This is a genomic window from Nocardia sp. 2TAF39 (assembly GCF_052114905.1).
Lineage (GTDB): Bacteria > Actinomycetota > Actinomycetes > Mycobacteriales > Mycobacteriaceae > Nocardia.
In genome coordinates, this window is sequence record NZ_JBFRFQ010000034.1 from 34,178 (window position 1) to 60,139 (window position 25,962).

The window sequence follows — 25,962 nt, forward strand, 5'->3', positions numbered from 1 at the left end:
GAAGGTTCAACTTCATGACAGCGGTCGGCGACAAGGCTCACCTCAGCATCGAGGATCACGGATACCACAAGAGTCTCAAGCCGCGGCAGCTACAGATGATCGCGATCGGCGGCGCCATCGGCACCGGCTTGTTCCTCGGCGCGGGTGGACGGCTCGCCAATGCCGGACCAGGACTGTTCCTGGTCTACGGAGTGTGCGGGTTATTCGCTTTCCTCATTCTGCGGGCGCTCGGTGAGCTGGTGCTGCACCGGCCTTCTTCCGGCTCGTTCGTCTCCTACGCACGCGAATTCTTCGGCGAGAAGGCCGCGTTCGTGGCTGGCTGGATGTACTTCTTGAACTGGTCGATGACCGGTATCGCCGACACCACCGCGATCGCACAGTACTTCCATTACTGGTCCGGGTTCGGCCACATCCCGCAGTGGGTGCTCGCGCTGATCGCGCTGGTCCTCGTGCTCGGTGTCAACCTGATCTCGGTGAAGTGGTTCGGCGAGATGGAGTTCTGGGCCGCACTGGTGAAGGTGTTCGCGCTCAGCGCGTTCCTGATCGTCGGCACGGTCTTCCTGCTCGGCCGGTTCACCGTGCAGGGCAACCCGACCGGCCCGAGCGTGATCACCGGCCACGGCGGCCTGCTACCGACCGGCATCATGCCGCTGGTCGTAGTGGTCTCCGGTGTCGTGTTCGCCTATGCCGCCGTCGAACTGGTCGGCACCGCGGCGGGTGAGACGGAGAACCCGGCCAAGATCATGCCGCGTGCCATCAACTCGGTGATCGCCCGGATCGCGGTCTTCTACGTCGGTTCGCTGGTGCTGCTCGCGCTGCTGCTGCCGTACACGAAGTACACCGCCAAGGAGAGCCCGTTCGTCACCTTCTTCACCATGCTCGGCGTGCCCGGCATCGGCAGCGTGATGAACCTCGTCGTCCTGACCGCCGCGTTCTCCAGTCTGAACGCCGGCCTGTACTCGACCGGACGCATCCTGCGCTCGATGTCGATGAACGGCAGCGCGCCGAAGTTCACCGGCGTGATGGGCCGTAACGGAGTTCCCTACGGCGGCATCCTGCTCACCAGTCTGATCGCGTTGGTCGGCATCGCACTCAACGGCGTCGTCCCGGACAGTGCTTTCGAGATCGTGCTGAACATGGCCTCGCTGGGCATCGTCGCGTCCTGGGCCACCATCGTGCTATGTCAGCTGCAGCTCTGGCGCTGGTCGACACAGGGACGCATCGAGCGGCCCGCGTTCCGGATGTTCGGCGCGCCCTACACCGGCCTGCTCACCCTGCTGTTCCTGCTCCTCGTCGTCGTGCTCACCGGATTCGACTATCCGGTGGGGACCTGGACAGTCGCGACCCTGGCGCTGATCATCCCGGCACTGATCGTCGGCTGGTTCGCTGCCCGCAAGCGGGTGTTGGCAATTGCCGAGCAGCGAGCCGGCTACACCGGAGAGTTCCCGGTCGTCGCGAACATCCCGGTGGACGGCGAGAACTGATCGTGCGCATGGAAACGCCGGAATAGACTCGGCCCTATGTACAACTGGCAGCTCCAGGACGCGATTGTGGCGTTCGTCGACAGCATGAAGCCGCACTGGCCGGCGCAGCACGACCTGTATATGACAGTGCTGTACGGCTTCGTCGACATGCAAAGCTACCTACTGACCCTCCTCGGCTACCCGCCGGTACCGTGACAGCGAAGGTCGACGATTTCGCAGGTGATCACGCCGCCGTGGAATCAGGTGCGGGTCGAATCCTGGTCGCGCTGACGCCGGTGGTCCTGGTTCTCCTGGCTCTGAACGCCCTGATCACCCTGTTTCTCGAGGTCTTGTACCTGCCGACCTATCTCGGAGCCATCGCCTTTCCGCTCTCCGGCGTCCTAGCCGGCGTGGTCAACCTCCTGCTCGTCCTGGGGGCACGCTCGGTCTCCCACCGCACCGCGGCCATGTTCCTTCCGCTGCTCGCGTGGACGCTCGGCTTCCTGATATGCGCGAGCACCGGTCCCGGCGGCGACATCATGCTCGGCAGTGACTGGCGCACCGTGCTTCTGCTGTTCTGCGGGCTGGTGCCGCCCCTGGCGTACATCTACTTCCGGGTGAACTCGGGTCTGTTTCGTATTTTGTGAGAGCTGAGCAGCGGCTTCCGGGAATTCAGCCGAGCCGGACCGCGAGGGTGGCGACTACGGCGTCGGTGCGGGCGCGCAGGGCGGCGGTCAGCACCGGTCCGCGGGGATTGTGCAGGGGGCGATGCCACCAGCGGTTGACTTCCACGTGCGCGAGCAGAACGGTGACCAGCCGTCCATTCGCGGTCTGTTTCCGGACGTAACCGACGAGCGTGGACACCAGGCTGTGGTGCGGGCAGGGAAGGACGACGAGCGGAACCCCTGGGTCCCACTCCTTCCACTGGGCGCTCAGGCGTTTGACCGATGCGGGTTCGATTTCCGCGGCGACGGCGACGATCTCGCCACGCATGCGCAGGGCGGCTTCAAGGGCGCGATAGGTCACTGTGCTCATGGTGACCACCGGGACGACGACCAACGCCGCTGTCTCCGGTGGCGGTTCCAGTCGCGGCTGGATCTGGCCGAGCCGGAGCTGCCGCGCCACGTCGCGGTAGTGGTCCTCGGTCCGCGCGAAGTTGATCACCAGCATCGGGACGATGATCAGCAGCAGCCAGGCGCCCTCGGTGAACTTCTCCGCGAGCAGAACCACGCCCGCGATCGCGGTGAGCGCGGCGCCGAACCCGTTGAGCAGAGCGCGCGGAAGCCAGCCCTTACCGCGTTCCCGCAGCCAGTGCAGGACCAGCCCGGTCTGGCTGACGGTGAAGCCGATGAAGACGCCGATCGCGAAAACCGGCAGCAGGCGGTGGGTTTCGGCGCCGACCAGCATGAGCACCATGGCCGCGAGCACCGCCAGCGCGGTGACGCCGTAGCGGAACACCGGGCGCTCGGAACGCAGCGCGAACAGCGACGGGGCCCTTCGGTCCTTGGCCAGCAGCGAGAGCAGGACGGGGAGCCCGCCGAAGCTGGTGTTCGCCGCGAGCACCAGCACCGCGGTCACCGCGAGGTTGGTGACGTAGAACAGCCAGCCGGTGCCGAACGCCGCCGCTGACAGCTGCGCGAGGATCGTCACATCCCCACGCGGCACCACATGGTGCTCCCGGATCAGCAGCGCGAGCCCGAGCAACATCGTGCCGAGCAGGCCGCCGAGGGCGACCTCGGTGTGCTGGGCGCGGCGCACGGCCGGCGTTCGGAACGCCGGCACCGCGTTGGCGATCGCCTCGATACCCGTCAGTGACGAACACCCTGCGGCGAACGCTTTGAGCAGCAGGACTATGCTGATCGCCTCGACCGGATCGATCGGACCGCGATCGACGCCGATCACGGCGACCGGGTCGGGTCGCAGCAGTCCGACGACGATGACGCCGAGGATCAGGACGACGAACACGATCGTCGGGCCCATCAGGACCTTCGCCGATTCCGCCACGCCGATCAGGTTGATCACGGTCAGCGCCGCGAGCCCGATCAGCGTCATCGGCAGCAACTCGTCGGCCAGCGTGGGGAACGCGCTGGCCAGGCTGGCTGCGCCCGCGGCGAGGCTCACGGCGACGGTCAGCACGTAGTCCACCACCAGGCTCGCGGCCGCGAGCAGTGAGGCCCACCGGCCGAGCTGCTTCTTCGCTACCGCGTACGCGCCGCCGCCGTCTGGATGCACCGCGATCACCTGCCGGTAGGAAAGCGTCAGCACCAGCAAGAGGGTGGTGATCGCACAGGCCACCGGTAGCGTCCACGAAACGGCCGCCGCTCCCGCCGCGACGAGCACAAGCACGATCGCCTCGGGGCCGTACGCCACGCTGGACAGCGCGTCCAGCGAGAGCGCCGCCAGCCCGCCGACGGCGGTCAATCGGAACTTGTCACCGCGCTGGGTCCGCCGGATCCGGCGATCCGCGATGCGTGGCTCGGGCGGGTGCGTCTTGGTCGTTGTCACCACGACCTTCATTGAACGCTGACCCGGTTCAGCAATCGATCAGCGACACCGAGTCGCCCAGGCGTCGGCCGTGCCCATGGCCCCGGCGGATCCGCGGGTGCCGAGCCGTCCCGGTGGGTCAGCGCGTGCCGAGCCGTCCCGGCGTGACGGCCTCGATGAGTTCCCATGCCGCGTCGAACGGAATGTCGACCACCGAATAGCGCTTCTTGCCCGCGGCAGTCGCCGCGACCACCGTGGCGAGTCCGGTGCGCCGCTGGAAGAAGGTCTGCCGTACGGTCCAGCCGATCACGCCGGGCGCCTCCAAGCAGTCCCGATCCCGGTCGAGCGATCCGGAGCGGGTGATCAACCAGGTGGGGGTGGTCGCCGTGCGGGGCAGGACGGTGTGCCCGAGACCACGGTAGCGGTCCTCCGCCAGCGCGATGGCGATCGGAAGGGGCAGGCCGGGCACCAGCCACCACCAGGGTGAATAGCCGATTCCCGCAAGGGAAAAGCCGATCAGCACGAGTGCCGCTACGACGACCGGAAGGAGCGCGCGGGTATATCGCCGGCGCCGCGCGGCAGGGCCGTGCGACATCAGCGGCGCGCTACCGGGCGCGTTGTGAGATTGTGCGTCTCGGGTGGTGAAAGGGGGTTGTGCGGGGATGTCCAGTGCTGCCTCGGATAGCGCTTCCGTGCCGGCCGCCGGGTTCTTCGGTCCGGCATTCGATTGCGCTTCTGTGCCGGTTGTCGGACCGTTGGGTGCCTTGTCTGATGGCGTTCCTGCGGTTGTCGGGGCGTTCGGCGCCGCATCCGACCGTGCCTCCGCGTCGGTGGCCGGATCGGACGAAGGCGAGCCGAACTGCCGTGTACCGCTTGCTGTTGTTTGCGACGTGGTCGGAAAATCATTGTCCCGCAGTTCATTCGGGGCGAGCAGGTGGCTCAGGGTGTGCTCGACGGCGCCGCGCGGGGCCTGGGGCAGGATCTTCTGCCGCGGGTTCTCGCCGGTCATGATCGCCTCCAGCTCGGCGGCCCCGGCCAAGCGCAGCAGCAGCGGCTCCTTCACTGTTGCGCCGCGCAGCCGGGCCAGGTCGAGCGTGATCTGCCGGGTGGTGAACAGACCGTGGCGTAGTTGCATGGTCTTTCCGTTGTCGGTGACGCGGAGCCCGAAATAGGTGGCCAGATAGTGCGCGCAGGACGAGACGCTGACCACGATGACGACGGTGAGCAACAGCGCGGCACCGGCAATCGCCAGCACGAGGGCGCTGCCGTTCTCCACGTTCTGCACCGCGTCCGACCGGAACACCATTTCGCCGAGCCCGTACTGGAACGCTACGCCCACGATCGGCGCGATGATCGCGAACCCGGTCAGTGACAGCGGCGCGTACCGCACCCATCCCGGCTTCCAGTGTCCGATCTCGCGCCCACGGGTCCTTGCCGTCACGAAACCGCCGGCCGCGTTCGCCGGCAGTTCGCTTCGTTCCTCCCCCTGCACCGCCGACTCCGCGGTGTGCGCGAGCAGAGCTGTGCGCAGCTGCGGGACCACCCGCGCGTTGAGGGCGTCGAGCTTGAACTTCTCTCCCGAATCCGCCCGCTGCCCGGTCCCGATCGCCAGCACGGCCAGCCCCAACACCCGATGCAGCAGATCGGCCTCGATGTCCACCGACCGGATCCGCGATCTCGGCACGGACAGCTTCTTGCGCTGCACCAACCCGGTGCGCAGCTCGACGTGAGTCGGTCCGACCCGATATGTCGTGGTGAACCAGCGGGTGAGCGCGAACCCCACGATCAGCGTTATCGGGATGATGCTCCACACGTGATTGCCGCTGCTGGTGCCAAGGATCACCGAACCGATCAGCACCGGGATGAATTTCACCACCTCGGTGACCGGATGGACCAGCAGCATCCGCTTGTCCAGCCGCAGCCATGGCTGGTTGGTCCGCTCGGTCACGACTGCGCCTCGCTGACGCTCGGCTCCGTCGTGACCGAGCGATGCTCGGCTGTGCCCATGGTTCGCTCGCTGACGCTCGCTCACGTCTGCGCCTCGCTCACGTCGCATCCCCGCGGTGCTGGGCGGCGATCCTGGTCAGGCGCGTCACGGTCTCCTCGGCGACGGCGAGGTCGAGGGCGCTGATCTGCACGGCGCCCGCGGAGGAGGCGGTGGTCACGGTGACCGTCGCCAGTCCGAGCAGGCGTTCCAGCGGGCCGCGTTCGGTGTCGACGGTCTGCACCCGGGAGATCGGCGCAACCCGGTTCTCCTGGGTGAGCCAGCCGACCCGGGTGTACACGGCCTCGTCGGTGACCTCCCAGCGGTGCACCGCGTACCGCCACCAGGGCACCACGCCGACATTCAGCGCGGCCAGCGCAAGGGTTACCAGCAAGACCCCGAGTTGCCAACCCCGATGCCCGGAGTCGACCAACGCCCAGATGATCTGCGCCGCGAACGGAACCGCCCAAGCCAGCGCGGCCTGCACCGTCCACAGGAGCTTCGCCTTCGGGCTGGGGCGCCAGGCCGGATCGGCCATGATCGTGCGCGACTGCGACATAACTGCCATGGTTGCACGACCACGCGCTGGTTGGCGCGCGCAAACATCGACAGGTCAGCGCGGCGGTGTGCGTCCCACTCGGCGAGGGAGCGCTGCCCGTCATCGTCGATGTCTGTTTCGCTGTACGGCAACGGATTTGCCTGACAGGCGGGCTCGTCGCATGGAATGGATCACCTCGGACGGCACGGACGACCGACGCCACAGTATGGCAACGGTCCCCGGAGTAGTGCTCGCCCAGCCGAGTGTCGAGGGCCGACCGCACCGTGCCCTCCGGCCGACCCGGTGCGGGGCCCTCGGAATAGCCGTCGCTGCCGCACAGTTGTCAACGCTCAACGGTGCCTCGCGTCCCGCTCGGGCTCCGTTGTGAGCGGGTCCGTCGACCCAGTGGTTCGTCGGCTCCGCGTCACTCACAAGCACTGGAGGGAGACAGTTCCGGATGTGTAGCGCATGATCGAGGGCGTGACCGACCTACCGAACCCGAGCGTCCCGTCCGCACCGCCCACTACGTCGGCCATGCGCCGGGCGCTGCGACGAGCCCGTGACGGTGTCACATTGAACGTGGACGAGGCCGCGGTGCTGCTGCACGCGACCGGCGATGACCTGTTGGACCTGTGCCACAGCGCCGCGCGGGTGCGTGATGCGGGGCTGGCATCGGCGGGTCGTCCGAGGACGATCAGCTATTCGCGCAACGTCTTCATCCCGCTGACCCGCCTCTGCCGCGACAAGTGTCACTACTGCACGTTCGTCACCGTGCCGGGCAAGTTGCGCGCCGCGGGCGAGGGCATGTTCCTCGAGCCCGAGGAGGTCCTCGACATCGCGCGCCGAGGTGCGGCATTGGGTTGCAAGGAGGCGCTGTTCACGCTCGGTGACCGGCCCGAGGATCGCTGGCCGGAGGCCGCGCAGTGGCTGGACGAGCGCGGGTACGACTCCACGCTGGACTACCTGCGCGCCGTGTCGATCATGGTGCTGGAGGAGACCGGCCTGCTGCCGCATCTGAACCCGGGCGTGCTGTCGTGGGAGGAGATCTCGCGGCTCAAGCCGGTGGCGCAGTCGATGGGCATGATGCTCGAGACCACCGCCACCCGGCTGTTCACCGAGAAGGGCAACTGCCATTACGGCAGCCCGGACAAGGATCCCGCGGTGCGGTTGCGCGCCATCACCGATGCGGGCCGGCTTTCCGTGCCCTACACCACCGGCATCCTCGTCGGCATCGGCGAGACGATGGCGGAGCGGGCCGAGTCGATCATGGCGATCCGTAAGCAGCACAAGGCTTTCGGGCACATCCAGGAAGTCATCATCCAGAACTTCCGCGCCAAGGACGACACCGCGATGCGGGACGTGCCGGACGCGGGCATCGACGAGTTCTTGGCCACCGTCGCCGTCACCCGAATCCTGCTGGGCCCAGATGTGCCGGTGCAGGCGCCGCCGAATCTCGTATCGCACGCCGAGTGCCGTGCGCTGATCGATGCGGGCATCGATGACTGGGGTGGTGTGTCGCCGGTGACGCCGGATCACGTGAACCCGGAGCGGCCGTGGCCGAATCTGGACACGCTGCGCGAGATCACCGAGGCGGCGGGCTATCAGCTGGTCGAGCGGACCTCAGCGCATCCGAAGTATGTGCGCGCGGGCAACCCATGGGTCGATCCGCGCATCGGCGCGCACGTCGCGGCGCTGACCGATCCGGCGACCGGGCTGGCGAACCCGGAGGCGATGCCGGTCGGCCTGCCCTGGCAGGAGCCGGACGAGTCCTGGGAGTCGGCCGGACGCGTCGACCTGAACACCTCGATCGACACCGAGGGCCGCAGTACCGAAAGCCGCAGTGATTCCGCGCTCGGTCACAGCGGTGTGAGCGACGGGCCCGGAGGCGGCAGCCTGCGTGACCACGGAGGGCCCGCGAACGCCGCTGATCGACACAGCGGTGTGAGCGACGGGCCCGGAGGCGGCAGCCTGCGTAACCACGAAGGGACCCGTGCAGACCGCCGATCGGAAACTGACGTCGTCGGCGCTTTCGGTGACTGGGACACGATCCGCGAGCAGGCGCGTGATCTCGCGGCCGCGACGCCGCAGCGGCTGGACGCCGATGTGCTCGCCGCGCTGCGTGCGGCCGAGCGGGATCCGGCGGGACTGACCGACGCCCAGTATCTGGCTTTGGCCACGGCCGAGGGTCGCGAACTCGACGCGGTGGCCGCGCTGGCCGATCAGCTGCGTCGCGACACCGTGGGTGACGAGGTCACTTACGTGGTGAACCGGAACATCAACTTCACCAACATCTGCTACACCGGCTGCCGGTTCTGCGCGTTCGCCCAGCGCAAGGGCGATGCGGACGCATTCACCCTCAGCATGGACGAAGTCGCCGATCGAGCATGGGAGGCGCATGTCGACGGTGCCACCGAGGTGTGCATGCAGGGTGGCATCGACCCGGACCTGCCGGTCACCGGGTATGCCGATCTGGTGCGGGCGGTCAAGCGGCGGGTGCCGTCGATGCACGTGCACGCGTTCAGCCCGATGGAGATCGTGAACGGCGCCGCCCGCGGCGGGCAGAGTATCCGCGACTGGTTGGTCGCGCTGAAGGAAGCCGGACTGGACACCATCCCCGGCACCGCCGCGGAGATCCTGGACGACGAGGTGCGCTGGGTGCTCACCAAGGGCAAACTGCCCTCCTCGGCCTGGATCGAGGTGATCACCACCGCCCACCAGGTGGGTCTGCGCTCCAGCTCCACGATGATGTACGGCCACGTGGACAACCCGAAGCACTGGGTCGGCCACCTGCGTGTACTGTGCGGAATCCAGGACGAGACCGGCGGTTTCACCGAGTTCGTGCTGCTGCCGTTCGTGCACCAGAGTGCGCCGCTATATCTGGCGGGCGCCGCGCGGCCAGGGCCGACGAACCGGGACAATCGGGCAGCGCACGCACTCTCGCGGATCATGCTGCACGGTCGAATCCACAACATCCAGACCAGTTGGGTCAAGCTCGGCACGACCGGTACCAGGGTCATGCTCAACAGCGGCGCCAACGATCTCGGCGGTACGCTGATGGAGGAAACCATCTCCAGGATGGCCGGCTCGCAGCATGGGTCGGCAAAGACCGTCGCCGACCTGGTCGAGATCGCCTCGGGTATCGGGCGTCCGGCCCGCGAGCGGACCACCACCTATGGCGTGCCGAAGCACAAGATGTCGGCACTACCGTTGACCGTGGGATAGCGCGAACAGGCTGTTCCGCCTCTCCGGGTCTTCAGGCCGTACTAGTTGGGTGGCGCGGGATTTGCGTTCAGGTCCTGCGTTGAGCGTCGCTCGAGTTCTGGGCGTACCCGGTGAGTTACCCATGTGCTCACGAAATCACTTGTTGCGCTGGGAGCCCTTGGAGTGCCCCCCGTCGATGATGGCGGTCCACCCCGATTAGGGCAGGCTGAACCGACTAGGGCAGGCCGACCAGTAGTAGCGTGAGGTGCCGGGATAGGGTTTGGGCGGGCGGACTATCCCGCAGGCGAGGACAGACTAGGAGAGCGGCAGTGCCGTACATCATCGCTGAACCGTGCGTTGACGTGAAGGACAAGGCATGCATCGAGGAATGCCCTGTGGATTGCATCTACGAGGGCGGTCGCATGCTGTACATCCATCCCGACGAGTGCGTGGACTGTGGTGCATGTGAGCCGGTGTGCCCGGTGGAGGCAATCTTCTATGAAGACGACACCCCCGACCAGTGGAGCGGATACGTGAACGCCAACGTCGACTTCTTCGACGAGCTGGGCTCGCCGGGCGGCGCGACGAAGGTCGGCAAGGTGGATTACGACCCGCCGTTCATCAAGGAACTGCCTCCGATGGCGAGTGAATGAGACCTGACGTGTCACCGCGTGGCCGGGTCAGCAGTCTGCTGCCCGATTTTCCCTGGGACACCATCGCTTCGGTGAAGGTGAAGGCGGCGGCTCATCCCGGCGGGATCGTCGATCTGTCCGTCGGTACCCCCGTCGACCCCGTCGCCCCGGTGATCCGGGCGGCATTGAGTTCGGTCGCCGAGGTGCCCGGGTATCCGACCACGCACGGCACACCCGAACTCCGGGCGGCCGCGGTCGACGCCCTGAAGCGGCGTTTCGGGATCACCGGTCTCGACCCGGCGGCGGTGCTGCCCGTGATCGGCACCAAGGAGCTGATCGCGGGAATGCCCCGGCTGCTCGGTTTCGGCGCGGGCGACCTGGTGGTCATCCCCGAGGTCGCCTACCCCACCTACGAGGTGGGTGCGCTGCTGGCGGGCGCGCAGGTGCTGCGCGCCGACGGACTGACCCGGCTCGGACCGCAGACGCCCGCGCTGATCTTCGTGAACTCCCCGTCCAACCCGACCGGCCGCGTGCTCGGTGTCGACCACCTACGCAAAGTAGTGGCCTTCGCCCGTGAGCGCGGCGCGATCGTGGCATCCGACGAGTGCTACCTGGGCCTGGCCTGGGAGGGCCGTGCCGTATCCCTCCTGGACCCCGAGGTGTCCGACGGCGACCACACCAACCTGCTCGCGGTGCATTCGCTGTCCAAGACCTCCAACCTGGCCAGCTACCGCGCCGGTTTCGTGGCGGGCGATCCCGCCCTGGTCGCCGAACTGCTCGAGGTGCGCAAACACGCAGGCATGATGATGCCGTTCCCGATCCAGGCGGCGATGACGGCCGCGCTCAGTGACGACGCGCACGAGGCGCAGCAGCGCGAGCGGTATCGGGCACGCCGCGACGTGTTGCGAAAGGCGCTGGTGGAGGCCGGTTTCCAGATCGATCACTCGGAGGCGGGCCTGTATCTGTGGTCGACCCGCGGCGAGCCGTGCCGGACCACGCTGGATTGGCTGGCCGACCGCGGTATCCTCGCCGCACCCGGCGACTTCTACGGCCCCAGCTCAGGCGCGCACGTGCGGATCGCGCTGACCGCGACCGACGAGCGTATCGCCACGGCCGCCGAGCGGCTCACCGCGGGCTGAAGGCCGAGCACACGAACAGCCACTGACTCCCCCCCACGCCGCTTCGGGAGAGTTAGCCTGAAGTATGGACGCTGTCACGGTTGTCCCCACGCCCGGCAACGAGCCGGTGCACTCCTACGCGCCGGGAAGCCCCGAGCGGGAGCTATTGCTCGGCAAACTAGCCGAGCTGTCCGCCGAAACCGTCGATGTGCCGCTGGTGATCGGCGGCAAGCACCGGCCGGGGATCGGCGAACGGCACGACATCGTCGCGCCGCATCGCCGCAGGCATGTGCTGGGGACCTACACCGACACCACACACTCGGAGGCCCATGGAGCCATCGATGCCGCGATGGCGGCCGCACCCGGTTGGCGGACGATGCCGTTCGAGGAACGCGCCGCGGTCCTGTTGCGTGCGGCCGACCTGCTGGCCGGACCGTGGCGGGAGACCGTCGCCGCGGCCACCATGCTCGGCCAGTCGAAATCAATCCAGCAGGCCGAGATCGACGCGCCCTGTGAGCTGGTCGACTTCTGGCGATTCAATGTCGCTTTCGCGCGCGGAATCTTGGAGCAGCAGCCGCAGTCCAGCGCCGGGGTGTGGAACCGCATGGACTATCGGCCGCTCGAGGGGTTCGTCTACGCCATCACGCCGTTCAACTTCACCGCGATCGCCGGGAACCTGCCGACCGCACCCGCGCTGATGGGTAACACGGTGGTGTGGAAACCTTCGCCCACGCAGACGTTGTCGGCGTTCTACACGATGCGGTTGCTGGAGGCTGCGGGCCTGCCTCCCGGCGTGATCAACATGGTGACCGGCGACGGTGTGCAGCTGTCCGAGGTGGCGCTGGCCGACCCCCGGCTGGCAGGCATCCACTTCACTGGTTCCACCAGGACATTCCAGTACCTGTGGCAGCAGGTCGGCGCGAATATCGGCCGCTACCGTGGTTATCCGCGCTTGGTCGGGGAGACCGGTGGCAAGGACTTCATCGTCGCCCACTCCTCCGCCGACCCGGACGCGTTGCGCACCGCCTTGATTCGCGGGGCTTACGAGTATCAGGGCCAGAAGTGTTCGGCGGCCTCGCGCGCCTACATCGCACGTTCGGTCTGGCGCGAGATCGGTGACGACTTCCTGCACCAGACCGACCAGCTGCGCTATGGCGACGTCGCAGATCTGTCCAATTTCGGTGGGGCCCTGATCGATCGGCGCGCGTTCGACAAGAATGCGGCGGCCATCCGGCGGGCCAGGGATGCGGGCATCACCATCCCGATCGGTGGCACCTACGATGACAGCGAAGGCTGGTTCGTCCGGCCGACTGTGCTGGTGGTCGACGATCCGCACGATGAGTCGTTCGCCACCGAGTATTTTGGACCGATCCTCGCGGTATACGTCTACGACGACGCCGAACCCGGCTCTTATAGCGCAATTCTCGCCGAGGTCGAGTCGGCGGCGCCGTACGCGCTGACCGGCGCGGTGTTCGCGCAGGACCGGTACGCGATCGAACAGGCCGACGCCGCACTGCGATTCGCGGCGGGCAATTTCTACGTCAACGACAAGCCGACCGGTGCGGTGGTGGGTCAGCAGCCGTTCGGCGGTGCGCGCGCCTCCGGCACCGACGACAAGGCCGGCTCGCCGCTGAACCTACTGCGCTGGGTCGCGCCGCGCACGATCAAGGAAACCTTCGTTCCTGCGGTGGACTACCGCTACCCGCACATGCGGACCTGATGCGCGGCGCGTCGGCGGGCCGCGCGGTGAATCCGTTGCGGCCGGTGATCCTGGCCGCGTCGTCAGCGCCGCGGAGGAAACGGCTGCTCACCGGATTCCCGGTCACCGCGGAGATCGTGCGCCGCTTCGTGGCGGGTGAGACGAGGAGTGAACTTCTCGGTGTCGCTGCCGCATTGCTGGCCGGTGGCCGGATGGCCAGCGTGGACCTTCTCGGCGAGAACACCACTGATCGGACGCAGGCGCGGTCGGCGGTGGTATGGCCATCTGACTCGACGGCTGGCGGAACGGCCCGCGAATCTCAGGTTCTTCCTGCGCGCCGTGATTCGCAATTCGTGACAGCACCGGAAAGTGGGCAGGGCGCGTGCCCTGCCCACCTACCCTCTGGTGTAACGTATCCGAATTTTCTACACCAGTGGTCTACCTAGGCGCAGACGCCTTCGTAGGTCGAAAAGATACGCGTTCAGCGGGAACATCCGTGCCTGTTTGGGCAAACGGGTCTGTATGGCAGTGATTGCCCGCAGCGCCCGATCGAATCGGTGCTGGTCGCGTTCGGTCCAGGACATGCCCATCTCGTCGCGCAAGTGTTGTGGGAGAAGGCCGGTGACGAAGAAGCGCTGCAGCCTCGCGAAGGCGAACCGGACCGGGCGCGGCACCATCTTCAGATCGATCAGACCGTCGAAGTAGTCCCGGAGCGCGGGCTCGATGCTGCGCTGTGCCAGGTTCTCGTCCCAATACCGCTGGAACTCAGCACGATTCGCGGGCCACATCTCGGGCCGCATTTGCAGCGTTGTCCCGAACCGCGCGCAATAGTGGTAGAAGGCGTCGGCGGTGGTGGGGTCCATCGGGCCGTGCATTCGGGTGTAGAGGTCGTCGATGCCCCAGTACAGGCAGGCGGCGACCCACAGTTGCAAGTCCGGGTCGAAGGCGTTGTATTTCACCGGGCTCGCAGCGGTGGAGTGCACCGGGCGGTGCGACATGTTGACCGCGTCGCGGTAGGCGGCGCGTTCCTCGTCCGAACCCATCAGCGCGACCGCGATGTAGGTCAGCGTGGTGCGCAGCCGCTTGATCGGGTGCAGGGTGACCTTGCCGCTGTCGACGGTGCTCTCCAGGACGCCGCGTCCGACCGGCCGCAGACTCAGCTGCAGGATCACATTGGCGGTGCCGCCGAGGAAGGAGGCGATTCCGTCCACATACTCTCGAACGGTTTCCGGGGTGAGGGTCTGGCTCTGATCCGGGTCGTTCTCGGATGCGGGCAGCGGGGCGGTCATCGTCGACCTCGTCTTTCTGTATCCGCCCGCTCGCCGCGGAGTGGACGGTGAGAAGATTGCTAAGCCACCTTCTCATTGCTTCGAAGGGGTGTCAACCGCGGTGATGGTATGCGATGCTCGTCATATCATCGCTTCGCCGATGCGGATAGGGTGGAGGCATGGCGAGGCTGACCAGACTGCTGCCGCTGGTGCGCAGCGCGGCTCCGGAGGACCGCAATCAGGCACGGGTGCTGGATGCGGCGCTGCTGGCATTTCTGGATTTCGGCATCAAGCGCACCAGCATGGTCGAGGTCGCCCGCCGCTGCGGGTTGTCACTGGCCACGCTGTACCGGCGCTTCGCAAGCAAGTCCGATCTGATCAAGGCCCTCGGGCTGCGACAGACCCGCGAGTTCATCGACGAGGTCGACGCCGCGCTGCAACGTCAGGTCGATAGGGATGCCAGAGCGGAGGATCAGATCGTCGAGCTGTTCGCCGCGTTCATCACCGGGCTGCGCGGCAACCAGCTGATCCACCGGCTGCTGGCGACTGAGCCCGAACTCGTGCTGCCCTACCTGACCACCGAGGGCGCCCCGGTCATCGAACTCGGCCGGGACTATGTCGCCGAATTCATCGCGCGTCTGCAGCGGGAAGGCAAGCTGCCGGAATACGATCCGGAGCCCTTGGCCGAAATGATCGCCCGCACAGCGCTTTCGCTGGCGTTGACGCCGCAGACCGTGATCCCGCTCGGCGACGACGCGGCGATCCGGCAGTTCGCTCGGGACCATATCGTGGTGTCGTTCCGGGTCCGCTAGCGGCTCCTAGGGGCTCGGCCGCTGTCGTCGCGGACTGCGCCTTGCAGGTCGATCCGCTCAGCGGAAGCCCATCAGCCCAACGGCGATTGCTGGCAGTGCGGCGAGGACGTCGGCGTTCTGCTCGGCCGCGGTGCCGTGCGTGTGCGCAGTAACCGAGAAACCTGGACCATAGGACGCCGAAGCGACCTCGGGCTCACCGGCATCGGACCAGCCCCACTTGGTCCCGAGCACGAATGGGAATTGTGCCGTGCCCCACCCCTGTTGGGTGCCGTCGTGTGCGGTCGAGCCCGCGGCCGCCATCCAGTCGAAGATCGGCGAGCCGGGATCGGTGCGCAGTTTGGCCGCGAGGAAGTCGGACACGTCCGCGGCGCTTGTCGTCGCGGCGCCCCAGTCCGCACCGGGCCGGGTCGCGGTGAGGCGGTATTCGTCCGCGATGGCGCCGACTGCATCCGGATACTTGGCGGCCATCAGGCTCGCCGCGCTGTCATCGGAATAGCGGATCATCCGTTCGGCGAGGTCGCGGTCGCCCGCCGATCCGTCGCCGTGGCGCAACGCGTAGTCCGCCAGAAAGAGCTTGACCAGGGACAGGGCCGAACGCGGCTCGTGCTCGTTCGCGCTACCCCATCCGACGCCGACGATCGTACGCACGGAGATCGCCGTGCGGGTCGGCATGGCGACCTCGTTGGGTTCCGCGCTCGCGACCGGCGCGACAAATGCGAGGCAAGTGCCTACCGCCAAAAGCGCAGTCGCCGTCAATCGACAGCCCATCGTTACCTCCTGGCTCGTTTCGGTGCGGTACCGGTCGGTGTGATTCGAGATAACACCGGTGCAGGCACAATCTGAGGCGCGACACGCGGATGTCGAACGAATGTCTGGGGTGGCGCCCCGTGGGGTGCGCTGCGGCCGGGCCGTCAGACCGGGTGCGGGCCGAGTCGTCGCCGGATGCGCATGTCCAGCAGATAGGCGTTGAACGGGAACAGGCGGACGGGCGGGGCAGCCTGGCCTCGGCACGCCGAGCAGGCGCAGGATGCGGTCGAGGGCGCGGTCGTCGCGCTCGGTCCAGATAGAGGCCCGTTTGGTCGCCCAGATGCTGGGGGAGCAGGCCGGCAACGAAGAAGCGGTGTGGGCAGCCGAACGTGCGCGGGGCGTGGCAACATGCGCAGGGTGATGTGTCAACCGTCACAGTTGTAGGTCGCGCGTGGTGCTCGGCCGGATGTCGCGACGGCACGCGCGGCCCGGCGAAGTAGCGTGGTCGAATGTCGTTCGGTCCGCCGCTGCTGCTCAGTTCCCTGAATCCGCTCGCCGTCGCAGGCGGAGCGGACATCCCCGACGCCGTGACGATCGACGGGACGACACTGTCGCGCAGCGACCTGCTCGGCGCGGCGACCTCGGTGGCCGAGCGCGTCGCCAGGGCGGAGCGGGTGGCGGTGCTGGCCGAGCCGACCGTCACCACCGTGCTCGCGGTGGTCGGCTGCCTGATCGCGGGCGTGCCGGTGGTACCGGTGCCGCCGGACTCGGGCACCGCCGAGTTGGCGCACATTCTCGCCGACTCGGGCGCGCAGGTATGGCTCGGAAAGGGGCCGGAGAACACCGAGCTGCCCGTGGTTCCGGTGCGGCGGCATGCCAGGTCTTGGCACACTTACCTCGAACCTGATCCCGCCACACCGGCTTTCGTGCTCTACACCTCGGGAACCACCGGCCTTCCCAAGGGGGTCGTGCTCAATCGCGGCGCCGTCGCAGCGGGTCTGGACGCGCTCGCCGACGCCTGGGCGTGGACTGCGAAAGACGTTCTGGTGCATGGTCTTCCGTTGTTTCACGTGCACGGGTTGATTCTCGGCGTGCTCGGCCCGCTGCGCGTGGGCAGCCCGCTGGTGCACACCGGCAAACCGACCCCGGCGGCCTACGCCGCCGCCAAGGGATCGCTCTACTTCGGCGTGCCCACCGTGTGGTCGCGGATGGTCGACGACCCGGACGCGGCAAAGCAATTGGCCGGCGCCAGGCTGCTGGTCTCCGGCAGCGCACCGCTGCCGGTGCCGGTCTTCGAGCGGCTGCGCGAACTCACCGGGCACGCGCCGATCGAGCGCTACGGCATGAGCGAAACCATGATCACGCTGTCCACCCGGGCCGACGGCGAGCGCAGACCCGGATGGGTCGGCACGCCGGTGCACGGCGTGCGGACCCGGCTCAGAGACGAGGCCGGCGCTGCGGTGCCGCACGACGGCCAGAGCATCGGCGGCCTCCAGGTGCACGGCCCCATGCTGTTCGACGGCTATCTGAACCGGCCGGAGGCTACTGCTGATAGTTGGACCGACGACGGCTGGTTCAAGACCGGTGACGTCGCCACCATCGATCCGGACGGCTTTCATCGCATTGTCGGCCGGGAATCGGTGGACCTCATCAAGTCCGGCGGCTATCGCGTCGGCGCGGGCGAGGTGGAGACGGTGCTGCTCGGACACCCCGCGGTCGCGGAGGTCGCGGTGGTGGGGCTGCCCGACGACGACCTCGGCCAGCGCATCACCGCCTTCGTCGTGCTGCGCGACGGCGCCACCGAACGCGAACTGATCGACCATGTCGCCGAACAGCTTTCGGTACACAAGCGTCCGCGCGAGATTCGGATGGTCGACGCGCTGCCGCGCAACGCGATGGGCAAGGTGCAGAAGAAGCTGCTCGGCTGAGCATTCACCGCGGGATTGACCTCGAGTTAGGTCGAGGTTCTACGGTTGCGGTATGACATCGACCTTCACGCCCGAACAGATCGATTACCTGCACACCCAGCGCCTCGGCCGCCTGGCCACCGTCAGGACCGACGGCACACCGCAGAACAACCCGGTCGGTTTCCGCTACAGCGCAGAGCTCGGAACCATCGACATCGCGGGCTGGAATAGGGGCTCCTCTTGGAAGTTTCGCAATCTCGCCACCAATGACCATGTCGCCTTCGTCGTCGACGACGTCGCCTCGATCCAACCCTGGCGCGTCCGCTGTCTCGAAATCCGCGGCAGCGCCGAAGCGCTCACCGACGTAGACCCCTACATCACCGGCGTCTCCCGCGAAATGATCCGCATCCACCCCCACCGCATCATCGCTTTCGGCCTCGTCCCCGACGCCGCATAGTGGGCACAAGTTGTTAGCCCGTCCCCACCTGCGCCGGGCCAGGTGAACGCGAGGTAGCCGTCCGATTCACCTGGCACCGGCGTGCGGTTGGCGCGGATCTGTGATGAAGCACCGTCTCGTGCGCGGATCGATCGGCAATCCCAACGCACCAACTGATTTCGTAAGCACATGGGTAACTCACCGGGAACGCCCAGAACCCGAGCGGCACCCAACGCCGGACCTGAACGCAAATCCCGCCCCACTCGACTAGTACGGCCTGAAGCCCCGGAGAGGCGGAACAGCTCAGTCGTTGGCGTGCAGGGCGGCGTTGAGTTCGATGCCGGTGCCCTTGCGGGGGACGACCTCGACCGCGCCGGTGGTGGAGTTTCGGCGGAACAGCAGGTTGTCGCGGCTGCTGAATTCGGCGGCTTTGACCACGGCGCCGTCGGGGGTGGTGACCTTGGTGCCCGCGGTCAGGTAGAGGCCGGCCTCCAGGACGCAATCGTCGCCGAGTGGGATGCCGAGCCCGGAGTTGGCGCCGAGCAGCGAGCGTTCGCCGATAGCGACCACCGTCGTGCCGCCGCCGGACAGCGTGCCCATGATGGACGCGCCGCCGCCGATGTCGGAGCCGTCGCCGACCACGACACCCGCGGAGATACGGCCCTCGACCATGGACGAACCGAGGGTGCCCGCGTCGAAGTTCACGAAGCCCTCGTGCATGACCGTGGTGCCCGAGGCCAGGTGCGCGCCGAGGCGAACCCGGTCAGCGTCGCCGATGCGCACACCCGAGGGAATCACGTAGTCGACCATGCGCGGGAATTTGTCGATGCTGTACACCGTGACGGGTCCGCGGGCGCGCAGCTTCGCTCGGGTGATCTCGAACCCCTCCACCGCGGCGGGGCCGTGGTTGGTCCACACGACATTGCTCAGCAACCCGAACTGGCCCTCCAGGCTCACTTCGTGCGGCTTGACCAGGCGGTGGGACAGCAGGTGCAGGCGCAGGTAGACGTCGTGCGCGTCGACCGGGGCAGCGGACAGGTCGGCGATCGTCGTGCGCACGGCGACCACGTCGACCCCGCGCGCCTCGTCGAACCCGAGCAGCGCCGCGTACTCGGCGGGCGCCTCATCCAACCGCTTGGTGCCGGTCTCGGCGAACTCGCCCAGCCGCGGATTCGGATACCACGTGTCCAGTACGGTCCCGTCCGCGGTCACGTTGGCGATACCGACTGCTGCTGCTCCCTCGATGCTCACGTCACAAAAGATTACTGAGTGCGGTCGGCGGACCGTGCGTGGGTGTGCCGAGCGGCGTTTCCTGGATGTCGTCGACTCGAAGTTTGTTCGTCGCGGTTGGGGTGCGCGGGTGCGGGTGGCGGCGGTCGTAGGGTGAAGGGCGTGACCATCGACCTGCATGCCGACCCGATCACGCTGACCGCCGCGCTCGTCGACATCCCGAGCGTCTCCCAGGGTGAGGCGGCGATCACTGACAGGATCGAGCGGGCACTGCGGGAGCAGACGACCGGGTTCGAGGTGCTGCGGCACGGGAACGTGGTGTTGGCGCGGACGAATCGCGGATTGCCGACCCGGGTGATCCTGGCCGGGCACCTGGACACCGTACCGATCGCCGATAATGTGCCGGGCCACTTCGCTGTCGGTCCGGCGGGCGAGCGGGTGCTCTACGGATGCGGCTCGGTGGACATGAAATCCGGTGACGCGGTGTTCCTGCACTTGGCCGCGACCATCGCCGAGCCGGTGCACGATCTGACGTTGATCTTCTACGACTGCGAGGAGATCGCCGCGGAGTTCAACGGGCTCGGCCACATCGAACGCGACCACCCCGGCTGGCTGGCCGGTGATCTCGCTGTGCTCGGCGAACCGTCCGGCGGCTGGATCGAGGCAGGTTGCCAAGGAACGTTGCGGGTTCGGCTGAGCACATCCGGCGTCCGTGCGCATTCGGCGCGAGCGTGGCTGGGCGACAACGCGATTCACCGACTGGCCCCGATCCTGCAGCGGCTGGCGGATTACCGGGCGCGCGAGGTCGACATAGACGGCTGTGTCTATCGCGAGGGGCTGTCCGGCGTCCGCGTCTCGGGCGGCGTGGCGGGCAATGTGGTGCCGGACCTGGCCGAGGTCGACGTCAACTTCCGCTTCGCGCCCGACCGCACCGTGGACCAGGCCATCGATCACGTCCGCGAAGTCTTCGCCGGCCTCGACATCTCCTTCGAGGTATTCGACTTCGCGCCCGGCGCACTCCCCGGCCTGACCGCCCCGGCCGCCAAGGACCTCGTCGCCTCGGTACACCGTCACGGCGGCGGCGGTGTGCGTGCCAAGTACGGCTGGACGGACGTCTCCCGTTTCGCCGCCCGCGGTATCCCCGCTGTCAACTTCGGACCCGGCGACCCCAACCTCGCCCACAAGCGCGACGAGCACGTCCCGGTCGACCAGATCACCGACGTCACCGCGATACTGCGCAACTATCTCACCGGCGCCGCGGGCTGAACATCGGACGACTTCTCGCGTCAACCCGGTGTGCGCGCCGCCGGACGGTAGCGTGGAGCGTATGTCCACCGACGCCGCCGACCGTGAGGTCGCCAACAAGCCGAAGTCGACAGCGAAGTTCCGCGGACCGATAATGTTCCGCCGCGACCGCAAGGACGGCCTCGGTACCGCCGACCGGCATCTGCTGGACCAGCGCGGCGACACCGATTGGGTACACACCGACCCGTGGCGCGTGCTGCGCATCCAAGCCGAGTTCGTCGAGGGTTTCGGCGCGCTCGCCGAGGTGCCGCGCGCGGTGACCGTCTTCGGTTCCGCGCGCACATCCGCCGACCACCCCGAGTATCAGGCGGGCCGGGCTATCGGCGCGGCGCTGGCTCGGGCGGGGTTCGCGGTGATCACCGGTGGCGGGCCCGGCGCGATGGAGGCGGCCAACCGCGGCGCCTGCGAGGCGGGCGGCTACTCGATCGGCCTCGGTATCGAGCTGCCGTTCGAGCAGAGCCTCAACGAGTGGGTCGATCTGGGCATCAACTTCCGCTACTTCTTCGTCCGTAAGACGATGTTCGTGAAGTATTCACAAGCATTCGTCTGTCTGCCCGGCGGTTTCGGCACGCTCGACGAATTGTTCGAGGCGCTCACCCTGGTGCAGACCCGCAAGATCACCCGCTTCCCGATCATTCTGTTCGGCAGCAGGTACTGGTCCGGGCTGGTCGACTGGCTGCGCGATTCGCTCGGCGGCTCCGGCAAGATCTCCGCGGGTGATCTCAGCCTGCTGTACGTGACCGACAGCGTCGAAGACGTTGTCGGCATCATCCAGGCCAACGCGGAGGCGGGCGCCGCCGAGGACGCGATCGGCACGGAGGACCAGTGGTGAGCGAACAGCCCTTTGCCGTCTGCGTTTACTGCTCGGCGAGCACCATGCACCCCGATTACCTCTCGCTGGCCGCCCGGGTCGGTACCGAAATCGCCCGGCGCGGTTGGCAATTGGTCTCCGGCGGTGGTCACGTCTCGATGATGGGGGCGGTGGCGACCGCGGCCCGCGCCGGCGGCGCGAACACCATCGGCGTGATCCCGAAACACCTGGTGCACCGGGAGGTCGCCGACGTCGACGCCGACGAGCTGGTGGTCACCGACACCATGCGCCAGCGCAAGCAGGTCATGGAGGATCGCGCCGACGCCTTCCTCACGCTGCCGGGCGGTATCGGCACCCTCGAGGAGTTCTTCGAGACCTGGACCGGTGGCTATCTGGGACAGCACGAGAAGCCCGTTGTCGTGCTGGATCCCCATGGATTCTTCGCCGGGTTGTTCTCCTGGCTGGACGAGCTGTACGACCGAAAGTTCGTGCCCCGGACAGCCTTGTCCCGGATTACGGTGGTGACCGATCTCGCGTCCGCGTTCGCGGCCCTGGAGGCGCCGCGTACCGCCTGATGCGGAGAGCTGAAGACGGGAGCACCGACACCCGCTCGACGGTGAGTCGGGCGCCGAATTCGACAGCCCGGCGGCGGTGAAGCCAACCTGCGACGATTCGGTCAGACGCCGCCGGAGAGCAACAACGGATTTCGTGAGCACATGGGTAACTCGTCGGGCACGCCAGAACTGAAGGGGCATTAAGCGCAGGACCTGAACGCAATTCTCGCGTCACCCGACTAGTACGGCCGAAGTGCGCGCAGAGGCGGGGGAGAGGACTGGCTACAGTCGTGGACATGTTCAGCTCGACCGCGGTGCCGCTTTCCACGCTGTGCGGCAAGCCGGTGGCGACGGATCGTGCGCTGGTGATGGCGATCGTGAATCGCACGCCGGACTCCTTTTACGACCGGGGCGCCACCTTCACCGACGCCGCGGCCATGGACGCTGTGGCCCGCGCGGTGGACGAGGGAGCCGACCTGGTCGACATCGGTGGCGTGAAGGCAGGGCCGGGTGCGCTGGTCGACGCGGTCGAGGAGACCAGGCGCGTGATCCCCTTCGTCGGGGCCATTCGTGCGAAATACCCTCAGCTACTGATCAGCGTTGACACCTGGCGCGCCGATGTGGCGCTGGCCGCGGTGGGTGCTGGTGCCGACTTGATCAACGACACGTGGGCGGGTGCCGACCCGGACCTGGTGTCGGTGGCCGCCGAGCACGGCGTAGGGGTGGTTTGTAGCCACACCGGCGGTGCTGTGCCGCGGACCAGGCCGCACCGGGTCCGCTACGCGGATGCCGTGGGCGAAGTTGCCGATACCGTGGTGCGCGCCGCCGAGAACGCGCTCGCGGCGGGGGTGCGCAAGGATTCGATACTGATCGATCCGACCCATGATTTCGGCAAAAACACCTATCACGGCCTCGAGTTGTTGCGCGGAGTCGACGTTCTTGTAAATACCGGATGGCCCGTCTTGATGGCGCTGAGCAATAAGGATTTCATCGGGGAGACTTTAGGTGTCGATCTTTCCGAACGACTGGAGGGCACATTGGCAGCAACAGCGTGGTCGGCGGCCGCCGGCGCCCGAGTCTTCCGAGTGCACGAAGTCGCCGCGACCCGGCGGGTCGTGGACATGATCGCCGCGATCCAGGGCATCCGGCCCCCCGCACGAACCTTGCGAGGTCTGGTATGAAAATCCAACACCGCGAGCCCGCCTGGGCGACGACCAACACCTGGGACACCCCGGACTGGACGGTGGACGAGCTCGTCGCCGCCAAAGCGGGCCGCACCGTCTCGGTGGTGCTGCCCGCACTGAACGAAGAACGCACCGTGGCCGAGGTGGTGGCCAGCATCAGACCGCTGCTCGGCACGCTGGTCGACGAACTGATCGTGCTCGACTCCGGCTCGACGGACGCGACCGCGCAGCGCGCCCGCGCCGCGGGGGCCGAGGTGATCAGCCGCGAGCAGGCAGTACCCGAGCTGGAGCCGGTTGGGGGCAAAGGCGAGGTGCTGTGGCGCTCGCTGGCCGTGACCAGCGGCGACCTGGTTGCCTTCGTCGACTCCGATCTCATCGATCCGGATCCGGCTTTCGTGCCGAAACTGCTCGGCCCACTGCTCACGGTCGACGACGTACAGCTGGCCAAGGCCTACTATCGCAGGCCGCTGCGGCAGGGCAGCGCGGTGGACGCGCACGGCGGCGGCCGCGTCACCGAGCTGGTCGCGCGTCCGCTGCTCGCGGCGCTGCGGCCCGAGCTGTCGCAGGTGCTGCAGCCGCTGGGTGGCGAATACGCGGGCACCCGCGATCTGCTCACCTCGGTGCCGTTCGCGCCGGGCTACGGCGTGGAGATCGGGCTGCTGCTCGACACCTATGACCGGCTCGGCATGTCCGCGATCGGACAGGTCAACCTGGGCGTCCGCACGCATCGCAACCGGCCGCTGGCCGACCTGGGTGTGATGAGCCGCCAAATCCTGGGCACCGCGCTCGGTCGAAGCGGCGTGCAGGACTCCGGCGCGGCGCTCACCCAGTTCCCGCTCATCGGCGATGAATTCACCGCACACAGTACCGAGGTGTCGCTGACCGACCGTCCGCCGATGAATACCCTGCGGCCTGCGCGGGCGGCGGCCTGAACCTCGAGTGTTTCGGGGCGCGAGCCGCGCGGATGTGTCGGGCGGCCGCATAACGGTGAGGCGCGCTGCGTTGCCCGCCGACACCGGCCGGGAAGCCGCGGTGAGTGTCGAATCTGCTTCTGCTGGTGAGGTTTTCGGTGCCGACGCGATTGCGGGGCGAGTCGTTGGGACAGGCTCGGGCTCAGCGGTGGATGGGGCCCTCCGTGCCGTCCAGTGGACGGGCGGAGGCGCCGCCGCGCTCCGCCAGGATCTGGGCGGCGATGGAGATCGCGGTCTCGTCCGGTGTCCGCGCGTTGAGGTCCAGCCCCACCGGGCTTTTCAGCCGGGCAAGCTGCTCGTCGGCGACACCGGCTGCCCGGAGGCGTTCGACGCGCTCGGTGTGGGTGCGGCGGGACCCGAGAGCGCCGACAAAGCCGATCTCCGTGCACTCCAGTGCCGCCACCAGGGTCGGCACGTCGAACTTGGCGTCGTGGGTGAGCACACAGACCACGGTGCGACGGTCGATCCGTCTCGCCGCTTTCTCCGCGCGCAGATAGCGGTGCGGCCAGTCCACGACCACCTCGTGGGCGGAGGGGAATCGGGCTGCGGTGGCGAAGGTTTCACGGGCGTCGACCACGGTCACCCGATAGCCGAGCTGGCGGCCGGTGCGGCTCAGTGCGCGAACGAAGTCATTGGCGCCCGCCAGGACCATACGGGCCGGGGCCGCGAAGACCTGCACGAAAGTCCGGGGTCGCGGCGAGCTGTCTGCCTCGCACTCGTCGGCGCCCACCACGCCGCTGCGGCCCGCGACCAGCAACGTCCGTGCGTCACGGTCCACGCCGTGCCACGGATCGGTTCCGCCGGGCAGCAGCAGCTTCCATTCCGGCCGGGCGTCCATCGTGGTGGCGAACCCGACCGGAGAACCACCGCCGATCCGCTGCCGCAGGGACGAAAGGAGCGGAAGCCGATCGTGGGAGATCCGCTCGACGAAAACCTCGATCTCGCCGCCACAGGTCAATCCGACGGCGAATCCGTCGCCATCGGCGTAGCCGAACCGGTCGGTCACCGCGTGGCCGGTCGCCAATACTTCACGCGCCGACGCGACCACCGCGGCCTCGACGCAACCGCCCGACAACGAGCCGTGAACCTCGCCGGATTCGGTGACGATCATCGCAGCTCCCGGCTCGCGAGGGCCGGGCCCGGTCGTGTCCACCACGCGGGCCAACGCGACCGGACCGTGCGGCAGCAGGGTGATCAATTGCCCGAGTATCGCGCGCACAGGAACCGGTCCTCTCCCGAGCGGGTCCGGCGGCCGTGCATCGGGCCCGAGACAAGCGGTGGATTTCCGCCGACATCTCCACCCTAATGGGCGCTGCCGGACGTGGTCTGCTTCGGCTTGCGCTGGGCCGAGCGGAGGCGAGGAAGCCGCCTACCCGGAGACTATTCGGCGCGGCGGCGCTGGTCGGGAAGCGGCTCGACCACTGCGGGCCCGGCCTGCGGCTCGTCCGCGGCATTCGCCGGCGGCGCTACGGACTCCTGCACAAGGCGGCCCTGCAACTCGGCGACGGTCAGCTGCCGATGCGAGGCCGTCGGCCGCAGCAGCATGGCGACGACCAGGGTGAGCAGCCCGGCTGCCAGCCCGACGGCACCGACGAGCACGAGCGAGTTCACCGTTCTC

The 25,962-nt window shown here is 67.8% G+C and carries 23 protein-coding genes and 1 pseudogene; 16 read left to right on the forward strand and 8 right to left on the reverse strand.

Features of this window, described 5'->3' with window-relative positions:
• Positions 1–14 precede the first annotated feature (14 nt).
• From AB4Z47_RS20530 to AB4Z47_RS20540, 3 genes are read left to right on the forward strand one after another with little or no spacing between them, the layout of a single operon-like run.
• On the forward strand, positions 15–1,484 hold the full coding sequence (locus tag AB4Z47_RS20530; RefSeq protein ID WP_441952921.1) for an amino acid permease: 1,470 nt from the start codon (positions 15–17) through the stop codon (positions 1,482–1,484).
• Between the two features lie 36 nt (positions 1,485–1,520).
• On the forward strand, positions 1,521–1,679 hold the full coding sequence (locus tag AB4Z47_RS20535; RefSeq protein ID WP_441952922.1) for a hypothetical protein: 159 nt from the start codon (positions 1,521–1,523) through the stop codon (positions 1,677–1,679).
• Entirely contained in the window at positions 1,676–2,110 is a 435-nt protein-coding gene (locus AB4Z47_RS20540) for a hypothetical protein (protein WP_441952923.1), read from the forward strand. The genes AB4Z47_RS20535 and AB4Z47_RS20540 overlap by 4 nt, the downstream gene beginning before the upstream one ends.
• A gap of 25 nt (positions 2,111–2,135) precedes the next feature.
• Here AB4Z47_RS20540 and AB4Z47_RS20545 read toward each other — a convergent pair whose 3' ends face one another.
• The 3 genes from AB4Z47_RS20545 to AB4Z47_RS20555 all read right to left on the reverse strand — a co-directional run bounded on the left by AB4Z47_RS20545 (position 2,136) and on the right by AB4Z47_RS20555 (position 6,490).
• A complete protein-coding gene (locus AB4Z47_RS20545; protein WP_441952924.1) occupies positions 2,136–3,971 on the reverse strand; it encodes an APC family permease in 1,836 nt (611 codons plus the stop codon).
• A 115-nt stretch (positions 3,972–4,086) separates the two neighbouring features.
• Entirely contained in the window at positions 4,087–5,850 is a 1,764-nt protein-coding gene (locus AB4Z47_RS20550) for a PH domain-containing protein (protein WP_441952958.1), read from the reverse strand.
• A gap of 142 nt (positions 5,851–5,992) precedes the next feature.
• Positions 5,993–6,490: a PH domain-containing protein gene (locus AB4Z47_RS20555; RefSeq protein ID WP_441952925.1), complete on the reverse strand. Its 498-nt coding sequence runs from the start codon at positions 6,488–6,490 to the stop codon at positions 5,993–5,995.
• Between the two features lie 447 nt (positions 6,491–6,937).
• Here AB4Z47_RS20555 and cofH point away from each other — a divergent pair, with 447 nt between their 5' ends.
• From cofH to AB4Z47_RS20580, 5 genes and pseudogenes are all read left to right on the forward strand, one after another.
• Positions 6,938–9,691: a 5-amino-6-(D-ribitylamino)uracil--L-tyrosine 4-hydroxyphenyl transferase CofH gene (gene cofH / locus AB4Z47_RS20560; RefSeq protein WP_441952926.1), complete on the forward strand. Its 2,754-nt coding sequence runs from the start codon at positions 6,938–6,940 to the stop codon at positions 9,689–9,691.
• A 308-nt stretch (positions 9,692–9,999) separates the two neighbouring features.
• Entirely contained in the window at positions 10,000–10,323 is a 324-nt protein-coding gene (fdxA, locus tag AB4Z47_RS20565; RefSeq protein ID WP_014987978.1) for a ferredoxin, read from the forward strand.
• Positions 10,320–11,441: a succinyldiaminopimelate transaminase gene (gene dapC, locus AB4Z47_RS20570; protein WP_441952927.1), complete on the forward strand. Its 1,122-nt coding sequence runs from the start codon at positions 10,320–10,322 to the stop codon at positions 11,439–11,441. Before fdxA ends, dapC begins: the two co-directional genes overlap by 4 nt.
• Before the next feature lie 64 nt (positions 11,442–11,505).
• Positions 11,506–13,140: an L-glutamate gamma-semialdehyde dehydrogenase gene (gene pruA / locus AB4Z47_RS20575; RefSeq protein WP_441952928.1), complete on the forward strand. Its 1,635-nt coding sequence runs from the start codon at positions 11,506–11,508 to the stop codon at positions 13,138–13,140.
• A 243-nt stretch (positions 13,141–13,383) separates the two neighbouring features.
• Positions 13,384–13,476, forward strand: a pseudogene (locus tag AB4Z47_RS20580) (hypothetical protein); the annotation flags it as partial.
• A 68-nt stretch (positions 13,477–13,544) separates the two neighbouring features.
• Here AB4Z47_RS20580 and AB4Z47_RS20585 read toward each other — a convergent pair.
• Positions 13,545–14,408 carry an oxygenase MpaB family protein gene (locus AB4Z47_RS20585; RefSeq protein WP_441952929.1) on the reverse strand — a complete coding sequence of 288 codons (864 nt, stop codon included), beginning with the start codon at positions 14,406–14,408 and terminating at the stop codon, positions 13,545–13,547.
• Between the two features lie 158 nt (positions 14,409–14,566).
• Here AB4Z47_RS20585 and AB4Z47_RS20590 point away from each other — a divergent pair, with 158 nt between their 5' ends.
• Positions 14,567–15,199: a TetR/AcrR family transcriptional regulator gene (locus AB4Z47_RS20590; RefSeq protein ID WP_441952930.1), complete on the forward strand. Its 633-nt coding sequence runs from the start codon at positions 14,567–14,569 to the stop codon at positions 15,197–15,199.
• A 57-nt stretch (positions 15,200–15,256) separates the two neighbouring features.
• Here the strand turns inward: AB4Z47_RS20590 and AB4Z47_RS20595 are convergent, their stop codons facing one another.
• The gene (locus AB4Z47_RS20595; RefSeq protein ID WP_441952931.1) at positions 15,257–15,871 is read right to left on the reverse strand and encodes a hypothetical protein; all 615 of its coding nucleotides are present in this window, start codon (positions 15,869–15,871) and stop codon (positions 15,257–15,259) included.
• A gap of 584 nt (positions 15,872–16,455) precedes the next feature.
• On the opposite strand from AB4Z47_RS20595, the gene AB4Z47_RS20600 reads away from it, so the two are divergent.
• Both AB4Z47_RS20600 and AB4Z47_RS20605 read left to right on the forward strand, forming a co-directional pair.
• A complete protein-coding gene (locus tag AB4Z47_RS20600; RefSeq protein WP_441952932.1) occupies positions 16,456–17,874 on the forward strand; it encodes an acyl-CoA synthetase in 1,419 nt (472 codons plus the stop codon).
• 52 nt (positions 17,875–17,926) lie between these two features.
• Positions 17,927–18,310 carry a PPOX class F420-dependent oxidoreductase gene (locus tag AB4Z47_RS20605; protein ID WP_441952933.1) on the forward strand — a complete coding sequence of 128 codons (384 nt, stop codon included), beginning with the start codon at positions 17,927–17,929 and terminating at the stop codon, positions 18,308–18,310.
• Between the two features lie 282 nt (positions 18,311–18,592).
• Here the strand turns inward: AB4Z47_RS20605 and dapD are convergent, their stop codons facing one another.
• The gene (gene dapD / locus AB4Z47_RS20610; RefSeq protein ID WP_441952934.1) at positions 18,593–19,540 is read right to left on the reverse strand and encodes a 2,3,4,5-tetrahydropyridine-2,6-dicarboxylate N-succinyltransferase; all 948 of its coding nucleotides are present in this window, start codon (positions 19,538–19,540) and stop codon (positions 18,593–18,595) included.
• A gap of 141 nt (positions 19,541–19,681) precedes the next feature.
• Here dapD and dapE point away from each other — a divergent pair, with 141 nt between their 5' ends.
• The 5 genes from dapE to AB4Z47_RS20635 all read left to right on the forward strand — a co-directional run bounded on the left by dapE (position 19,682) and on the right by AB4Z47_RS20635 (position 24,305).
• Positions 19,682–20,785: a succinyl-diaminopimelate desuccinylase gene (gene dapE / locus AB4Z47_RS20615; protein WP_441952935.1), complete on the forward strand. Its 1,104-nt coding sequence runs from the start codon at positions 19,682–19,684 to the stop codon at positions 20,783–20,785.
• A gap of 61 nt (positions 20,786–20,846) precedes the next feature.
• Positions 20,847–21,656 (forward strand): TIGR00730 family Rossman fold protein, encoded by an 810-nt coding sequence (locus tag AB4Z47_RS20620; RefSeq protein ID WP_441952936.1) that lies wholly within the window; start codon positions 20,847–20,849, stop codon positions 21,654–21,656.
• The gene (locus AB4Z47_RS20625; RefSeq protein WP_441952937.1) at positions 21,653–22,210 is read left to right on the forward strand and encodes a TIGR00730 family Rossman fold protein; all 558 of its coding nucleotides are present in this window, start codon (positions 21,653–21,655) and stop codon (positions 22,208–22,210) included. The genes AB4Z47_RS20620 and AB4Z47_RS20625 overlap by 4 nt, the downstream gene beginning before the upstream one ends.
• A gap of 275 nt (positions 22,211–22,485) precedes the next feature.
• Positions 22,486–23,370 (forward strand): dihydropteroate synthase, encoded by an 885-nt coding sequence (gene folP, locus AB4Z47_RS20630; RefSeq protein ID WP_441952938.1) that lies wholly within the window; start codon positions 22,486–22,488, stop codon positions 23,368–23,370.
• On the forward strand, positions 23,367–24,305 hold the full coding sequence (locus AB4Z47_RS20635) for a glucosyl-3-phosphoglycerate synthase (RefSeq protein WP_441952939.1): 939 nt from the start codon (positions 23,367–23,369) through the stop codon (positions 24,303–24,305). The genes folP and AB4Z47_RS20635 overlap by 4 nt, the downstream gene beginning before the upstream one ends.
• A gap of 181 nt (positions 24,306–24,486) precedes the next feature.
• Here AB4Z47_RS20635 and AB4Z47_RS20640 read toward each other — a convergent pair whose 3' ends face one another.
• Together AB4Z47_RS20640 and AB4Z47_RS20645 are read right to left on the reverse strand one after the other, a co-directional pair.
• Positions 24,487–25,563 (reverse strand): XdhC family protein, encoded by a 1,077-nt coding sequence (locus tag AB4Z47_RS20640; RefSeq protein WP_441952940.1) that lies wholly within the window; start codon positions 25,561–25,563, stop codon positions 24,487–24,489.
• 161 nt (positions 25,564–25,724) lie between these two features.
• A complete protein-coding gene (locus AB4Z47_RS20645) occupies positions 25,725–25,955 on the reverse strand; it encodes a hypothetical protein (RefSeq protein WP_441952941.1) in 231 nt (76 codons plus the stop codon).
• Between the last annotated feature and the right edge of the window lie 7 nt (positions 25,956–25,962).